Annotated in this window: 15 protein-coding genes; 8 read left to right on the top strand and 7 right to left on the bottom strand. The window is 68.3% G+C overall.

Annotation, left to right across the window (positions count from 1 at the left end):
- Window positions 1-136 precede the first annotated feature (136 nt).
- From IPG50_32705 to IPG50_32690, 4 genes are all read right to left on the bottom strand, one after another.
- Entirely contained in the window at window positions 137-1,282 is a 1,146-nt protein-coding gene (locus tag IPG50_32705; protein ID MBK6696909.1) for a tetratricopeptide repeat protein, read from the bottom strand.
- Window positions 1,279-1,929, bottom strand: coding sequence for an RNA polymerase sigma factor (locus IPG50_32700; GenBank protein ID MBK6696908.1), 651 nt, complete (start codon window positions 1,927-1,929; stop codon window positions 1,279-1,281). Before IPG50_32700 ends, IPG50_32705 begins: the two co-directional genes overlap by 4 nt.
- 108 nt (window positions 1,930-2,037) lie before the next feature.
- A complete protein-coding gene (locus IPG50_32695; protein MBK6696907.1) occupies window positions 2,038-3,324 on the bottom strand; it encodes a serine/threonine protein kinase in 1,287 nt (428 codons plus the stop codon).
- Window positions 3,321-3,755 carry a protein kinase gene (locus tag IPG50_32690; GenBank protein ID MBK6696906.1) on the bottom strand — a complete coding sequence of 145 codons (435 nt, stop codon included), beginning with the start codon at window positions 3,753-3,755 and terminating at the stop codon, window positions 3,321-3,323. Before IPG50_32690 ends, IPG50_32695 begins: the two co-directional genes overlap by 4 nt.
- Before the next feature lie 157 nt (window positions 3,756-3,912).
- Here IPG50_32690 and IPG50_32685 point away from each other — a divergent pair, with 157 nt between their 5' ends.
- The 4 genes from IPG50_32685 to IPG50_32670 all read left to right on the top strand — a co-directional run bounded on the left by IPG50_32685 (window position 3,913) and on the right by IPG50_32670 (window position 9,507).
- Window positions 3,913-5,652 carry a VanW family protein gene (locus IPG50_32685; protein MBK6696905.1) on the top strand — a complete coding sequence of 580 codons (1,740 nt, stop codon included), beginning with the start codon at window positions 3,913-3,915 and terminating at the stop codon, window positions 5,650-5,652.
- A 29-nt stretch (window positions 5,653-5,681) separates the two neighbouring features.
- Window positions 5,682-7,895 carry a LysM peptidoglycan-binding domain-containing protein gene (locus tag IPG50_32680; GenBank protein MBK6696904.1) on the top strand — a complete coding sequence of 738 codons (2,214 nt, stop codon included), beginning with the start codon at window positions 5,682-5,684 and terminating at the stop codon, window positions 7,893-7,895.
- A 48-nt stretch (window positions 7,896-7,943) separates the two neighbouring features.
- Complete coding sequence (locus IPG50_32675) at window positions 7,944-8,138, top strand: hypothetical protein (GenBank protein MBK6696903.1); 195 nt, start codon at window positions 7,944-7,946, stop codon at window positions 8,136-8,138.
- 475 nt (window positions 8,139-8,613) lie between these two features.
- Window positions 8,614-9,507, top strand: coding sequence for a magnesium transporter CorA family protein (locus tag IPG50_32670; protein ID MBK6696902.1), 894 nt, complete (start codon window positions 8,614-8,616; stop codon window positions 9,505-9,507).
- A gap of 37 nt (window positions 9,508-9,544) precedes the next feature.
- Here IPG50_32670 and IPG50_32665 read toward each other — a convergent pair whose 3' ends face one another.
- Window positions 9,545-10,216: a DUF4336 domain-containing protein gene (locus IPG50_32665; protein MBK6696901.1), complete on the bottom strand. Its 672-nt coding sequence runs from the start codon at window positions 10,214-10,216 to the stop codon at window positions 9,545-9,547.
- Between the two features lie 120 nt (window positions 10,217-10,336).
- Between IPG50_32665 and IPG50_32660 the strand changes: the two genes are divergently transcribed.
- Both IPG50_32660 and IPG50_32655 read left to right on the top strand, forming a co-directional pair.
- Complete coding sequence (locus IPG50_32660) at window positions 10,337-11,143, top strand: hypothetical protein (protein ID MBK6696900.1); 807 nt, start codon at window positions 10,337-10,339, stop codon at window positions 11,141-11,143.
- A gap of 126 nt (window positions 11,144-11,269) precedes the next feature.
- A complete protein-coding gene (locus IPG50_32655) occupies window positions 11,270-11,797 on the top strand; it encodes a cupin domain-containing protein (protein ID MBK6696899.1) in 528 nt (175 codons plus the stop codon).
- 49 nt (window positions 11,798-11,846) lie between these two features.
- On the opposite strand, the gene IPG50_32650 is transcribed toward IPG50_32655, so the two are convergent.
- The gene (locus IPG50_32650) at window positions 11,847-12,710 is read right to left on the bottom strand and encodes a DUF1003 domain-containing protein (protein ID MBK6696898.1); all 864 of its coding nucleotides are present in this window, start codon (window positions 12,708-12,710) and stop codon (window positions 11,847-11,849) included.
- Between the two features lie 166 nt (window positions 12,711-12,876).
- Here IPG50_32650 and IPG50_32645 point away from each other — a divergent pair, with 166 nt between their 5' ends.
- Both IPG50_32645 and IPG50_32640 read left to right on the top strand, forming a co-directional pair.
- On the top strand, window positions 12,877-13,470 hold the full coding sequence (locus IPG50_32645) for a hypothetical protein (protein MBK6696897.1): 594 nt from the start codon (window positions 12,877-12,879) through the stop codon (window positions 13,468-13,470).
- A gap of 35 nt (window positions 13,471-13,505) precedes the next feature.
- The gene (locus tag IPG50_32640) at window positions 13,506-13,670 is read left to right on the top strand and encodes a hypothetical protein (GenBank protein ID MBK6696896.1); all 165 of its coding nucleotides are present in this window, start codon (window positions 13,506-13,508) and stop codon (window positions 13,668-13,670) included.
- Window positions 13,671-13,728: 58 nt separating this feature from the next.
- Here the strand turns inward: IPG50_32640 and IPG50_32635 are convergent, their stop codons facing one another.
- Window positions 13,729-13,878, bottom strand: a complete 150-nt coding sequence (locus IPG50_32635) for a hypothetical protein (protein ID MBK6696895.1) — start codon at window positions 13,876-13,878, stop codon at window positions 13,729-13,731.
- Window positions 13,879-13,925: the final 47 nt, after the last annotated feature.

Here is a 13,925-nt window from a genome sequence, read left to right as displayed (position 1 = left end):
GCTTCCGCAGCGCCGGCGGCTCCAGCCCGAGGCGCGCAAAGTAGCGCGGTCGTCGCCAAGCCTGTTGCCAGAAGGACTCCCCCGAGACGACGCGGCCATCGCCCTTCGGTGACGACGTTCGCGAACGCCGACGGCTTCAACGCGAGCCCAGCTCAAGGAGGCGCGCATCGGCCCGATGCACGTGGAGCGAGCCGGGAAACTCGGCCTTGAGTAGCTCCCAGGCGGCCCGTTCGCCGTCGGTCCGTCCGAGCTGCGAAAGCGCGCGCGCCCGGCCGACAAGCGCCTCTTCGCGCAGCGTCGTCTTGCCGCGCGCGAGGTATCGATCGAAGAGCGGCACGGCCGCGGCGGGGTCACCATCGTCGAGCAACATGCGCGCGAACGTCACTTGCGCTGTCGCCGCCTCCGGCGCCGACGGGAATCGCTCGCCGAGCTCGCGGTAGAGCGTCGCCGCCCTCGCGTGCTCGCCGCGTCGACGGGCGACCGACGCCTCCTGAAACATCGCCGCCGCATCGACCGCGGGCGCGGGCGTCGCAACGGACGAGGTAACCTTCACCGGTTCGCTCAGAGCGGCGTGCGTTTCGTTTGAGGGCGCTCGGCGGGGGCCATTCGCGCTGGGAGCCGCAACCACGCGCGGGGCCGCGCTCGACACGAGCGCCACGGCGGTCGCGACGGGGCTCTCGGCGACGGGCGGAAGGACCGGCTCGGGGACCGACTCGCGCGGCGGCTCGTTCTCGGTCACGACCTCGTCGCCCTGCGCCGATCGCTCGCGAACGACCGGCACCTTACGGGCCACGGGGCTCGGCGAGGCCGCCGTCTTCGCGGGAGGCGGCGCCTCGACCTCAGGCTGAGAGAGGAGCCCCGCCTGCCTTAGGATCGACGTGAACGAGCCTCCCGCCGCGGCGAACGACGCGGTCGCGAGCAGGAATGTCGCGGCGACAAGGACGAGGGACGCGGCGCGACGCGGCGTTCGCCCGGTGCGACGCGCGGGCGCGGCCGCGGGCAGGCGCGCCGCTTCGGCGGACGCTTCAGCCGTCGGCTCCGGCAGCGGAGCCGCCACCATCGGCACTTGCGCGGCCCGCTCGATGGCGAGGCGCACGAGCGAGCCGTCGTGGCTCGGATCGGCGCCGAGCTCGGCGTTGAAGTCGACGCGCACGCGCCGCTCAAAGCGGCACGCGGAGCACTGCACGAGGTGCGCGTCGAGGAGCGCGCGCTCCGACGCCGTGAGGACGCCGAGCACCTCGCGATCGAGGAGATCTTCCGGGTGGAGGTCGGCGACGCTCACGGGTCCACCTCCAGCTCTTCGCGGAGCGCGGCATCGGCGTCGATGCGCTTCTTCAGGGCTTCCTTCGCCAGCCGCAGGCGACTGCGAACCGTGTTGAGCGGGGCGCCCGTCGCTTGCGCGACGTCTTCGAGGGACCAACCGAGCATGAACCGAAGCGCCATCGTCTCGGCTTGCTCTTCGGAGATCTGTTCGAGGAGACCACGAACAACGGCGCGACGGCGCGCCTCGCGGGCGTCGTCGTCGGGACGGGGCGCGAGATCGACGACCGCTTCGGCGTCAGCGCCGTCGTCGTGGCGAGCCCAAGCGGCGCGTGCACGCTTGCGCGCGGCCATGGCGGCACGAACCGCGATGCGCGCTCCGAAGTGAACAGGCTCGCACTCGCCGCGGTAGCTCGGGAGAGCTTGCACGAGACCGATGAGGGCTTGTTGCAAGACGTCGTCGACGTCGGCGTGCGCGGGCCCGAGCACGGCGCGAACGGCACGAAGCATGCGCGGCGCGACGCGCTCGAGGAGGCGCCGCGTCGCCACGACGTCGCCGCCGGCGGCGGCTCGAGCGAGGACCTTGTCGGCGCTCTCGATGGGCGGGTCGCCGTGTTCACGGGCCGGGTGGGGCACGACGCGGAACGGGTTGGCGGGCGACTCGCGCATCGGGGCCTACCTATCGTGGGCCCAGGTGACGAAAACCGATCAAACAATTGGAAAAATGGGCCGCACGATCACCTACATGGCGCGCCCAACGCCAGCAAATCCTCGCGTTTACAACGACATATCGAGCTCGCGAAACATCGGCGCCACGTCGGCGCGACCCCGCATAGGGGCTGTGAGGGCCTCGGCGAGATCGCCCAACTCGCGCTCGATGGCCTCCGAGTCCTTGCCGGCCTTCTCAAGCTCCCGAGCCAAGATGTCTTCCTGCGCTTCGTGGGCCCGCTCGTGAGACGCGAACGCCGTCCTCAGCTCCTGCACCTGAAACTCGAGATCGGTCACGGCCCGCGACTTCATCTCCGCTTCGCGTTGCAGCTTCTTTTCGCTCTCGCGGGACGTGACCCACGCCTCCATCGCCGAGGCCGCCGCACGGTAGGCCAAGACGAGATCCGTGTAGGGCTCGGTGAAGCCGGAGCGCCCTTCCCAGAAGGAGACCTCCTTGTGAGCCACGAGGTACGCGGCGCGAACGCCCGACGTCGCAGCCTTGAGTGACTCGAGCGCATCTTTGGCAGCGCGCTCGTCGTCGCGCGCGCGGGAGACGTCGAGACCGAGCGCGTCGACGGCGTGACCGTAACGCTGCCGTGATTCGTGTCCCATGGCCGCGATGGCCTCGACGCGACCTTGAATCTCGACGCGCAAATCATCGAACTCGGCGAGCCGCGCGATCTTGCCGCGCAGGATGCCGAGGCGTTCGTACCCACCCTCGAGGCCGTCGGGGTATTGGTCGACGATCTGCTCGATGGTGCGGAGGCGACGACGCCAGCGGCGCGCGGCTTCAGGCATCCGCGACGTGACGACGCGCCGCGAGCTCGCCGGATCGGCGGTCGGGTCCGGCGGGATGGGAAAGCCCGCGTCCTTCGCGATGGCGATGAGATCGTTGTGCACGCGATGCGCGTCGACGGGCCGCGCCTTGGGATCTTTCGCCAAGAGCGTGAGGATCAGCTCGGCGAGCTTTGCGGGGACCTTGTCGTTCTTCTTGCGCGGGTCCGGCGGCGGATCCTTCAGGTGCTTCACGAAGAAGGTCGTGATGTCCGACGCATCAAAGGGGAGCTGGCCGGTGACCATCTCGTAGAACATGACGCCGAGCGCGTAGAGGTCGGTCGAAGGGCCCGAGTCCGCGTTGGCGATGCGCTCGGGCGCCATGTATTGCGGCGTCCCGAAGAGCTCGCCCTGCTCCGTCAGGCGCGGATCGTGGAGCGAGCGGGCGATGCCGAAGTCGAGGACCTTCAAGAGATCGGTGCCGTCCTCACGCTGCGTGATGACGACGTTCTCGGGCTTCAAGTCGCGGTGCACGACGTCGAGGTCGTGAGCGCGCGCGATGCCGCAGGCCAGCTGAATCATGAGGCCCACGGCGCGCGGCAGCGGAGGGGTTCGGTCCCAATGATGCTCGCCAGGGCGCTCCCGTCGAGGAACTCCATGACGATGTACGAGGTGCCGTCTTCCGTGACGCCTTGGTCTTGCACGTCGACGACGTTCGGGTGCGCGATCTTCTGAACGCTCTTCGCTTCACGACGAAAGCGCTCGCGCACCGTCACGTCACGCGCGAGCAAGGGACTGACGACCTTGATGGCCGACGTTCGGTCCACAAGGGCGTGCCGAGCCCGATAGACGGTCGCCATGCCGCCCTGCCCGATGACCTCTTCGAGGATGTAGCGGCCGGCGAGCGTGGTGCCGATGCGCGGGTCCTTCGCCTCCTCGAGCGACGCTCCGCACCGGGCGCAGGTGCTGCGTCCTCGCGGGAACGCGAGCTTGCATTCGGGGCACGTCTTCATCGGCGCACCACCGTCGTATCAAAGCTGAAGGCCTTGCGAACGGTGTTTTCGGGCGGCACACATCGGCGCCGGGCGGCGGGCCTCCGATTGTCACGAATCTCCAAAGCCGACCGGGAATGGGAGATACTGCGATCCGCGTTTCTTGGCTGGAGGTTCGGTGCGGAAGAAGCTCGCTGCATCGGGAGTGGTCGTCGCGGGGCTCTTCGTGGCCGCCGCGGCCCTGGCGTGGACCAGCCCGTGGCCCAAGGCGTGGCCCAAGGAGGGGACCCTCCCCGAGGGCCTGAAGGTCGCCGGCGAAGTCATCGCCGGCGCCGGCAACGTCGACGCCGTCATCGCCAGACGCGCGACGGAGCTGCTCTCGCGCCAGGTGACGCTCGCCTTGCCGAAAGAGGGAGGCGAGCCGCGCGTCCTCGCGACGGCGACGCTCGAGAGCCTCGGCGTGGGCGTCGATCGCGAGCGCACCAAGCGGTGGGTCGAGAGCGCCACCACCGGCGACGTGGCCGAGCGCCTCGAGACCGCGCGCGCCGCACGGCAAGGCGCCATCGACGTTCCCCTGGCGCTCAGCTTCGATCGCGAGAAGACCACGTCGCTCTTGGCCGAGCTCAAGGAAGCGGAAGACGCCGACCCGGTCTCTGCGCGCCTCGATCTGGCGAAGCGCACGGTCGTGCCCGAGCGCATGGGGCGCTACCTCGACGCTCACCGCGCCGCCGATGAGGTCGCCCGCTTCGCCGGCGCGCTGAGCCGAGGCGAGTCGCCTGACCCGCGCCTCGTGCTCGCGAGCCAAGCCTTTCCGCCGCGCATGTCGACGGCCTTCGTGAAGGCGCTCGACGTGTCCCAGACGCTCGGGCAGTTTGAGACGTATTTCTCGCGGAGAGGCGACCAAGCGCGCCGCGCGAAGAACATCGAGGTGGCGGCCGCCAAGCTCGACGGGCTCATCCTCGCGCCCGGCGAGCTCGTGAGCTTCAACCAAGTCGTCGGCGATCGCTCCGAGGAGAACGGCTTCGAGAAGGCTTGGGAGATCTTCAAGGGCGAGATGAAAGAAGGCGTCGGCGGCGGCACGTGCCAGGTGGCCTCCACCTTCCACGCCGCCGCGGTCTTCGCCGGCATCGAGATCCTGGAGCGGCTGCCGCACTCGAGGCCGAGCGCGTACATCCCGCTAGGGCTCGACGCGACGGTGGTCTACCCCGTCGTCGACATGAAGATGCGAAACCCGCACGCGTTCCCCGTGGCGATCCACACGGCCGTAGAGGGAAACAAGGTCCGCTTCGAGGTGCTCGGGCCGAAGAAGCCGGGGCACGTGGTCTTCGGGCGCGAGATCACCGAGACGCTCCCGTACGCGCGGAAGGTCGAAGAAGATCCGGCCGTGCCGCGCGATCGCATCGTTGTGAAGCAACACGGCATCCGCGGCTTCCGCGTCAAGCGCACGCGTGAGATCGTGTTCGCCAACGGCGAGCGGCGTGTCGAGATGTCAAAGGACTTTTATCCGCCGACGTTTGAGATCTTCAAGGTCGCGCCAGGCTTCGATCTGGCCAAGCTGCCTCCGCCGGCTTTTGATCCGGAGACGGGGGAGCCGACTGCGGGGGCGGCGGCGGCCGTCGCGACCTCGACCTCGACCTCGACCTCGACCTCGACCTCGGACCACGAGCCGAGCCCGCGGCGGCGCCGGAGTTCAAGATGGTGGACGCTCCAGGGGCGCACGCGCCTTCGAAGCGGCAGGCAGAGCCGGAAACGACGCTCCGGATTCGTCGATAACAGCCGCCGCGCGGAAATTTTGACGCGCATGGGCCGCAATGCAAAAAACGTCCGATGGGCCGTGGAAGGACGTCGCTTCTCACGATTGCGCTTCTCTTCGCGCCGCTCTCCGCAACGGCGGCTGACGCCGGCGCGGGTGCAGTAGCCAGTCCGGCTCCTGCGGCGACGCGCGCGTTGCCTGTTGCGACGCCGCCGAAGGCGCAAGCGTCGGCAGCACCGAAGAGCGACCCGGCGAAGGAGCCCAAGGGAGACGACGCCAAGACGCCTGAAGCGAAGAACGAGGCGAAGCCCGACGCGAAAGCGGAGAAGGCCGTGACGCCACCGGCGCCCGCCAAGCCGGCAGAGGCGAAGGTCGCGCAGAAGCCCGCGCCGAAGCCGGCCGCGCCGGCGAAGGGCGTGACCAAGAAGGCAGCGTCTTCGAAGGCCCCGGCGCGCGTCGCGCGCGGAACGCGGGTGCCCGACGCCGCCGCGAGGCGCCAAGTGGCGGGCGGCGCAACGGCGGAAGACGCCGTCTCCGGCGCCGAGAGCCCCGAGCTCGCGACGCTGCGCGAGGTGGAGCGCGAGCTGTTCCCCTCGGCGCAACCGACGACGGACGTGTTCGCGGCGCTTCCCTCCTCCGCAGGCCGCACGGAAGAGGCCGGGCCGCGTGTCTTTGCGACGGGGTTGCCCGCTACGTCATCGCGCCTCGCACCGGCAGCGGCCGAGGGAACGAAGGATCTGTCGTTCCTGACGGGGCTCGTCTTGCCGGAGCTGCCCATACGGTGGGAGCCGCGCCTCGTGCGCTACCTCGAGTTCTTTCGGGACGATCCGCGCGGTCGCGCGACCATGTCGCTGTGGCTGCGTCGCTCGGGACGCTACGCCGAGACGTTGCGCAAGACGCTGCGAAAGAAGGGCGTTCCGGAGGACTTGATGTGGCTCTCGATGATCGAGAGCGGCTTCGATCCGACGATCCGCTCGCCGGCGGGGGCCGTTGGGCTGTGGCAGTTCATGGCGGACACCGGGAGGCAATACGGGCTCTCGAGCGATCGCTGGCTCGATCGGCGCATGAGCGTGCAGTCTGCAACAGAAGCGGCCGCCGAGTTCCTCGCGGACTTGCATAAGCGCTTCGGTAGCTGGGAGCTCGCGATGGCGGCCTACAACATGGGCTACGGCGGTCTCCTGGTGGTCGTGCGCAAGTACAACAGCAACGACTATTGGAACCTGTCGCAGCTTGAGGGCGCGCTCCCCTGGGAGACGACGCTCTACGTCCCAAAGATCCTCGCCGCCGCCATCGTGGCGCGCAATCCCCAGCGTTTTGGCTACGGCGATCTCACGATGGAGTCAGCGCCTGACGTGGAGGACGTGTTCGTGGCGCCGGGCACGCCGCTCACCGCCATCGCGAAGGCCGCGAACGTGACGGTGAAAGATCTGGAGGTCCTGAATCCGGAGCTTCGCGCGGGCCGCGCGCCGCCGTTAGGCGAAGACGACGCGAAGACCACGACCTTCCCGGTGAAGGTGCCGGCGGGCAAGGCGCAGAACGTGCTCGCGAACCTGCAGAAGCAGAAGCGCGAGGAGACGCCGCTCGAGCGGTACGTGGTGCGCTTCGGCGAGGCGCTGGACGCCATCGCGACGGCGCGCGGAACCACGACGGCGCGGCTCAGCGAGCTGAACGCTATCGCGCCCGGTGAGGTCCTTCGCGGCGGGACCGTCCTTTTGGTGCCGCGCGCCGAGAAGGCGACGGCGAGCGCGACGACCTCGAGCGGAGAAGACTCGAACAAGCCGCCGGTGGTCGTGCCGGCGGACGTGTTTGTGTACCCCGATCGCAAGCGCGTGTTCTACCGCGTGACGCCCGGCGACAGCCTTCGCGACGTGGCGGCAGCGTTCAGCGTCTCGGTCGATGACATCCGGCGGTGGAACACGCTCGATCCGCAGGGGCGCCTGCACGAAGGCATGACGCTCCAGGTGTTCGTGCCAGAAGGGGCCGACCTCTCCAAGGTGGTCTCGCTGGCTGAAGGCGACGTGAGACCGCTGGTCGTGGGGTCGGACGAGTTCTTCGCTCACTTCGAGAGCCTGAAGGGGCGAAAGCGGCTCGTGCTCCTCGCGCGTGCGGGCGACACGCTCGAGTCGATGGGCAAGAAGTACGGCCTCTCGGTGGCGTCGATGGAGCGGATCAACCGACGCGGCCGCGGAGAGACGCTCAAAGAGGGCGACAAGGTCGTCGTGTATGCCTCCGAGACGGTGGCGACGCCGAGCAACGCGCAAGCGAAGACGAGCGCCGCTGGCGGCGCGAGCGCGATGGGAAGCGCGGCCGCCCACGAGGGCCCAGCGCTCTCGGGCGTGAGTGGGCCCGAGCCGCTAGGAGCGCTTCCGCCCGCGCCGATGCCGGAGCGCTTGCCTAAGGGGAAGTGAGGAAGAGCGCAGCTTCGGCTGGGGACTTCGCGTCAGAGCAAGCTGCCTGTGTTGACGCTCGCGACCGGCGCTGAGCCGCTCGACGACGTCGAGTCGCCCGTCGCCGTTCCCGAGGAGAACGCTGACGATCTCCGCGACTTCGCGAGGGACTTGTCGGGGCCCGCCGCGCGACGGTGCGGACGATGGGCCGCAAACGTGTGGAGCGTGGGCCTCGCTGGCTCCAGAAGACGCCCCACGCGCTAGCTCGAACCTCTGGATTTCCCCATCGAGGCCCTCGGCATGATGCCTGCTTCGAATTGGGCGTGGACAAGAAGGCAGCCGTCCTTCCGTTGATGACCAGGCCCCCCGCGGGTTCGGCCCTCCTCTCTCGTCGCGGCGCTTGGACCCGTGAGGTCGAGGGCGCTGTCTTCCGCTACCGCCCCGTCCGGATCACCGAGCGGCGCCCCTTCGAGCGTCGGCTCCCTGCTAGGCGAGAGCCACTCGCGGAGGCGTCAACGACGCGTGGCATGAGCTTCTCGGTAGCCGACGTCAACGAGGCCGTCCGACAGCTAGAGCGCCGCCGCCTTCGAACACGCGCCTTCGCTTGGGTCTCCGTCGCCCTCTTCGCTCTCCTTTGTGCGGCGCTTGCTATTGAGGCCTGGTGATATCGGCGGCCTCGCGGGCGTGCATCGACGCCTTCCGGAAGCCGGTCGGAGCAGAAGTGCGCTAAAGGTCGTGCGTGACGATCGTGCTTCACGGGCCCGCCGATGCGCCTTTCTGGGTGACGGCAATTGCGCCGACGGCCACCGAAACGCAACGCCTCCGCGACGATCTCGGCTACGACGCCGATTCGCTCGCGCACGCCTTCGATCGAGCCGAGCGGCCCCGGCTTCGAATTCTCTCTGGCGAACGCACGTTCCTCGTCGTCCGCGGGCCACTCGCCCAAACGGGAGACATCCCCTTCAGCACGACCCCCATCTCGTTTCTGTTCGAGGCCCGACGGGGCCTGACCGTCCTGCTCGACGACTCTCCCCTCGCCCAGCGACTGGCGGCTATCGCCACCGCGGAGTCGCTTGCAGGACACCCGCACCGGATCGTCCTCGAGAGCCTCGAGGCCGTCGCAGAGGCGTTCCTAAAGGCCCTCGCGGAGCTCGACCGGCTCGTCGACGCCACCGAGGATCGCCTCGAGCGTTCACTCGGCAACCGCGAGGTGGCCCAGTTGCTCCGCTATCAGAAGTCCTATGTCTACTTCGCCGACGTGCTCGAAGCCTCGAGCGGCGTGCTGGAGCGCCTCGTCAAGGTTCCCGCCGTGCACGAAGACGAGGCTCTCCTTGAGGACGCGCTCATCGAGTTTCGCCAGGCGCGGGACACGGCCGACATCGGCCGGAACGTCTTGTCGGAAATGATGGATGCCTTCGCCTCGATTATCTCCAACAACCTCAACGTCGTCATGAAGGCGCTCACGGCGTTCACGGTCATCCTCACGATCCCCATGACCATCGCGAGCCTCTACGGAATGAACGTAGAGCTCCCTTTCGCTCGGTCACCACACGCCTTCCTCGTCGTGTCTCTTGTGTCGGCCAGCCTCGGCGCCCTGGTGGCGGTGCTCTTCCGCCGACGGCGGTGGCTCTGACGACGACCACGAGACGTTGACGAGGCACGGCGGTGCACTAGAGCCAGAGGTAGCCCTCTCGGAGCACGCTCGTTCCGTCTTCCAGGACGAGCTCTCCATGCGCGAAGACGAGGCGCTCCGCGCCCCACGCGACCATGCGGTCGATCTGTTGTCGGGCGGCGGCGCGATCTTTCACCAGCATGCGCTCGATCAGGGTGGGGCTTGGCTTTCTGTGGCCGAGCATGAACGCCACCGCACGCGTGACGCCGGAGCCGTGCGAAGCGAGGTTGAAGATGAGGTCGCTCGAAATGAGCGTCTTGGACTTCCGGTGAAAGAAGACCACCTCGTTGGACACGGGGAGCCCGCCGAAGAAGGTCTGTTCGAGCGAGCCCTTCCACTCGTCCGCGGGCTCGTCGCGAAGGACACGACTCCACGCGACGTCTTTGCGCTTCGCGTCGAGACCGGGACACGCCGAGACGGAGGCGGCGGGGTAAGCCTGCGCCCACTCGCCTACGAACCGATGGTGAAACAGGCAGGGCGCGACGATGGCGGTCACGGGCCCGAGCGCGTCGACGGCCTCGCGCACGTCGGCGTCGAGCGCGATGGGCGAATGCACGAAGAGGCCGCCGCTCGGGAGGCGCACCACGGTCATGCGGGTGCCGACCTCGAGTCCGAAGAAGCGAAGCGGACTCGCGGCGGTCCAAACGTCATCGGTGAGCGGTTCGAGCATGCGGACCTTCTCTAGGGCGTGAGGGGGAGCACGTCCACGGGTGCCTTGCGGGGGCGCCTTCGAGGCCGAGGGTCTTGTCACCACGCTCTCGGCGGTGCCCCGAGTATGCTGCGTCTCCGTGTGAAGCTACGCCCCGGCTCCAAACTGCCAGCCGTAAGCGCGGTGCTCGACCGCGCTCGATCGCGCATCCCGCGCGCCGAGCTCCGGAATCTCGTCATGGGCGATCCGGGGACCGGCGACTACGTCGCGGCCTACGGGCGCGTCTTGGACGGTGGCGTCGGAGCGCTCCTCGAAGAGCAACGTGACGGCGTGCCGCTCATCCACTCGTTCGACATCACCGAGAACCTTCTGCTCGCGCACTCGTGCGCCGGCGAATCCGTGCACCACCGCTGGTTCTCGGTGATGGCTGCGTGCATCGAGCTCTTGGGTGCGGCCGACGTCACCTACGCGCCGTTCTCGCAGTCGCTCGCCGGATTGCTCGTCGACACGTTCGCGCTAAACGACGCGAGGGCCGAGGGCGCTCCGCTCGATCTCATGCCGCTCGCGTGCCGCGAGTTGAAGACGAGCGCATCGGCCCCGTCGGAGGCGATGCTCGCGCTCGTCGGCGAGCTATGCACGGCTCTCCGGACCGAGGCGGAGACGGAGGCGACTTGCCGCGAGCTCAGCGCGCTCCATGACACCTCGCAAGCGTGGTACGCACCAAGCGGCGAGCCGAACCTCTTCTACTCACCTCGCCCCGAGTTCGTCTGGGGTCCGGTCGTGGGGAATCTCCGGGAGTACTGGTTCTCCCGAGGCGGCCTGCCGCTCTGGCTCGATGTCGTACGGCGAAGGTTCCCCACTCAGCCAGAGCTCGCGAACGAGACGCGCGAGCGTCTGCTTCGCGATGGCGAGGCCTTGTTGAAATTGCCACGCCGACAACGCAGGTGAGTCGTCGACGCCCGCGAGCGTTGACACGATGCGACGGACCGCCCGGTGTGGCCTACTCCACCGCACGCGTCGTTGTCTCCCTCGGATAGCCCCACGCGCGACGCGAGATGCGGTAGAGAGCAGGGCATGCCGAGCCCGAAGGACCGCCCCCCGTTCATCCTCTCCAGCGCCGACGTGCCCGAGAAATCCGGCAAGTACCCGAACAGCGACGAGCCGCTCGCTCCGGCTCGCGCGATTGGGCGCGCCGCCGGGCTCCTCCGCATTGGGCTTCATGTTCAGCGCGTAGCGCCCGGCCAGCGCGTGTCGTGGCCGCACGCCGAAGAGGACGAGGAGGAGTTCGTCTACGTGCTCGACGGCGAGATCGACGCCTGGGTCGACGGCGAGCTCCACCGAATGAGCGCGGGCGATCTCGCGGCGTTTCCCGCTGGCACCGGCATCTGCCACACGTTCTTGAACAACGGCTCGCACGAGGCGACGCTGCTCGTCGGCGGCGAGGCGCGAAAACCCGACAGCCGCATCTTCTATCCGCTGCACCCGCAGCGGAAGGCCGACATGCCCTGGAGCAACTGGTGGGACGGCGCTCCCGCGCGACCGCAGGGACCGCACGATGGCAAGCCGGATGCGCTTCGCGACGGGGCGGCGTCGTTTAAGTAGAGAACGGTGCCCCGCGCCGTTGCGGCAAGGCGGAGCGCGAACTTGTCGCTCAAGGGCGCTCAGCGCTGCGCGCGAGCTGCTTCTCGATGGCCGCAAGGCGCGCGACGAAGGCGCCGTGCATGTCATCGACCGTCACGTGAAGGTGGGCGATCTCCAGCTCAGCCTTGAGATTCACCTCGTACTCGACGTCGTTGCGCACGCGGTCGCGCTCCGCCTGCCGATTCTGCGAGAGGAGGACGAAGACGCTCAGGATGATGGCCTCGAGCGAGACGGCCATGGTGAGCAAGCCGAAGGGGAAGGGATCAAAGCCGCCGATGTGCGACGTCGAGAGCGGGCGCACGTTGAGCCCGATCCAGAGGGCGAAGAGCACCACGTGGATGAAGAGGAACGGCAGGCTGCCGGTGAAGGCGCTGATGACGTCGGCCGCGATCATCACCCAGCTTCGGGCGTCGTGCTCCTCGCGGTTCACGTTTCGCGAGGCCGTGTGGCGTAGAAGCTTGGTCGTTTCGCGGAGCCGCTTTCCCGTCGCGGTGAGCATGTCCATGGCGGCGGCGGGGCGAATCCGGAAGAGCTCGTCGAGGTCTTCGCGATCGACGACCACGGCATCCAGATCTTCGATCACCTCCGCGGAGGCCATGCGCGGGCCGCCATCGAGCAAGGACATCTCCCCGAAGAAGTCGCCCACGCCCGCCGTCTCCAAGACGATTCGATCACCAGTGTCGTTCTGAAAGAAGAGTTCGACCTTGCCGGAGCGAACGACGAAGAGTCGATCGCCCGGATCTCCAGCGCGGAAGACGAAGGCGCCGGCCGCGTGACGCTCGACCTCGACGCGCTCCGCGAGCGCCGCGCGCTCGCTCTCGTCGAGCAACGCAAAGATGGGCACCTCCGCCAACATGTCCGCCGTTGCAACCATCTGCGGGGCGTAACACGGGACGCGCCGGGCAGGTCGGTCGCGACTGACGGCAGCACATCGAAGCAAGGTCACGCCAACCGGCCGCGGCCCTGGCAGAGACAGCCGGCTTGCCAGTACGCTCGCGCCTCGCGGCCGACACGTGCGGCCTCGCAGACTGGAGGGCGCCATGTGGCTCGAAGCCATTCTTTCGGAAGAAGATCTCGTATCGCTCGTGGCGCAGCTCACGCCCGTGAAGCTGCGCTTCGGCAACGATGGGGATCTCCTCCTCTTTGACGCAAGCTCCGTGACGCTCGTGGCCGAGCGAGGGCTGCGCGTGGCGTGCAAAGCCAAGCTGCATTGGCCCGTGCTGGGCATTTCGGTGCCGGTGGCGCTCCACTCGCTCACGGTCTTGCTGGAGCCGAGCGTCGCCAAGCGCGACAGCGAAGACATTCTCGCCTTCAACGTGAAGATAGAGAGCGCCGATCTAGCGGGCCTGCCGGCGGTGGTCGACAGGGAGATCACGGCGCGCGTGAACGACGCCCTCGCGAGCACCGAGCTTTCGTGGAGCTTCAAGAAGACGCTGAGCCACGTCTTCGAGCTCCCGAAGTCGCTCGAACTCCTTCAAGCGGTGGACCTACGCGCCTCCTGGGGGCAGATGCGAGTGACCGCCGAGGCGCTGAGTGTTTGCGGTCTCGTTCCAGGCGACGGTGACGCGGACGGAGACATGAGCGGACCATGTCGTTCCGTGAGTTGGATGTTGTCTACGTTGCGCAGCTACTGACCTCCACACGGCCAGTCGACGGTACTGGGGCGGTCGTGCGGCAGCCGCGTGTGGGGGACCTCGGCACGATTGTGAACGTGCTTGGCGAGAACGCGTTCACGGTCGAGTGTGTCGATGAGGGTGGCCTTACCCTCTGGCTCGCCGACTTCCTCACGGAAGAGTTGGAGGCCAGGTTGGATGCCGCGAAGACGCGCCCCTGATCGACGGACCGTACGAGCGGGCCTCGTTCGTACGCAGGCCTCGTAGGTGGTGGTTCCCTCACCGAATCGACACGCCTCCCCGCAAGAAGAGCGGCACCACGAGGCTCGCGACGTCTCCCGTGTTGCGTTCCGGCTTCGTAAGTGGCGTCAGCGCCGTCGCCGCCAAGAACGCGCCGGCGCTCGAGCCGACGCGGTCGTAGCCGGCCACGCCAAGGGATACGCCGCCCCACAGACCCGAGGCGTCGGTCTGTCAGG

This window comes from Myxococcales bacterium (genome assembly GCA_016703425.1).
In the GTDB taxonomy this organism is placed as follows: Bacteria; Myxococcota_A; Polyangia; order Polyangiales; family Polyangiaceae; genus JADJCA01.
Note: the sequence above shows the minus strand (reverse complement) of the source record. Positions and strands in the feature narration are given on the sequence as shown.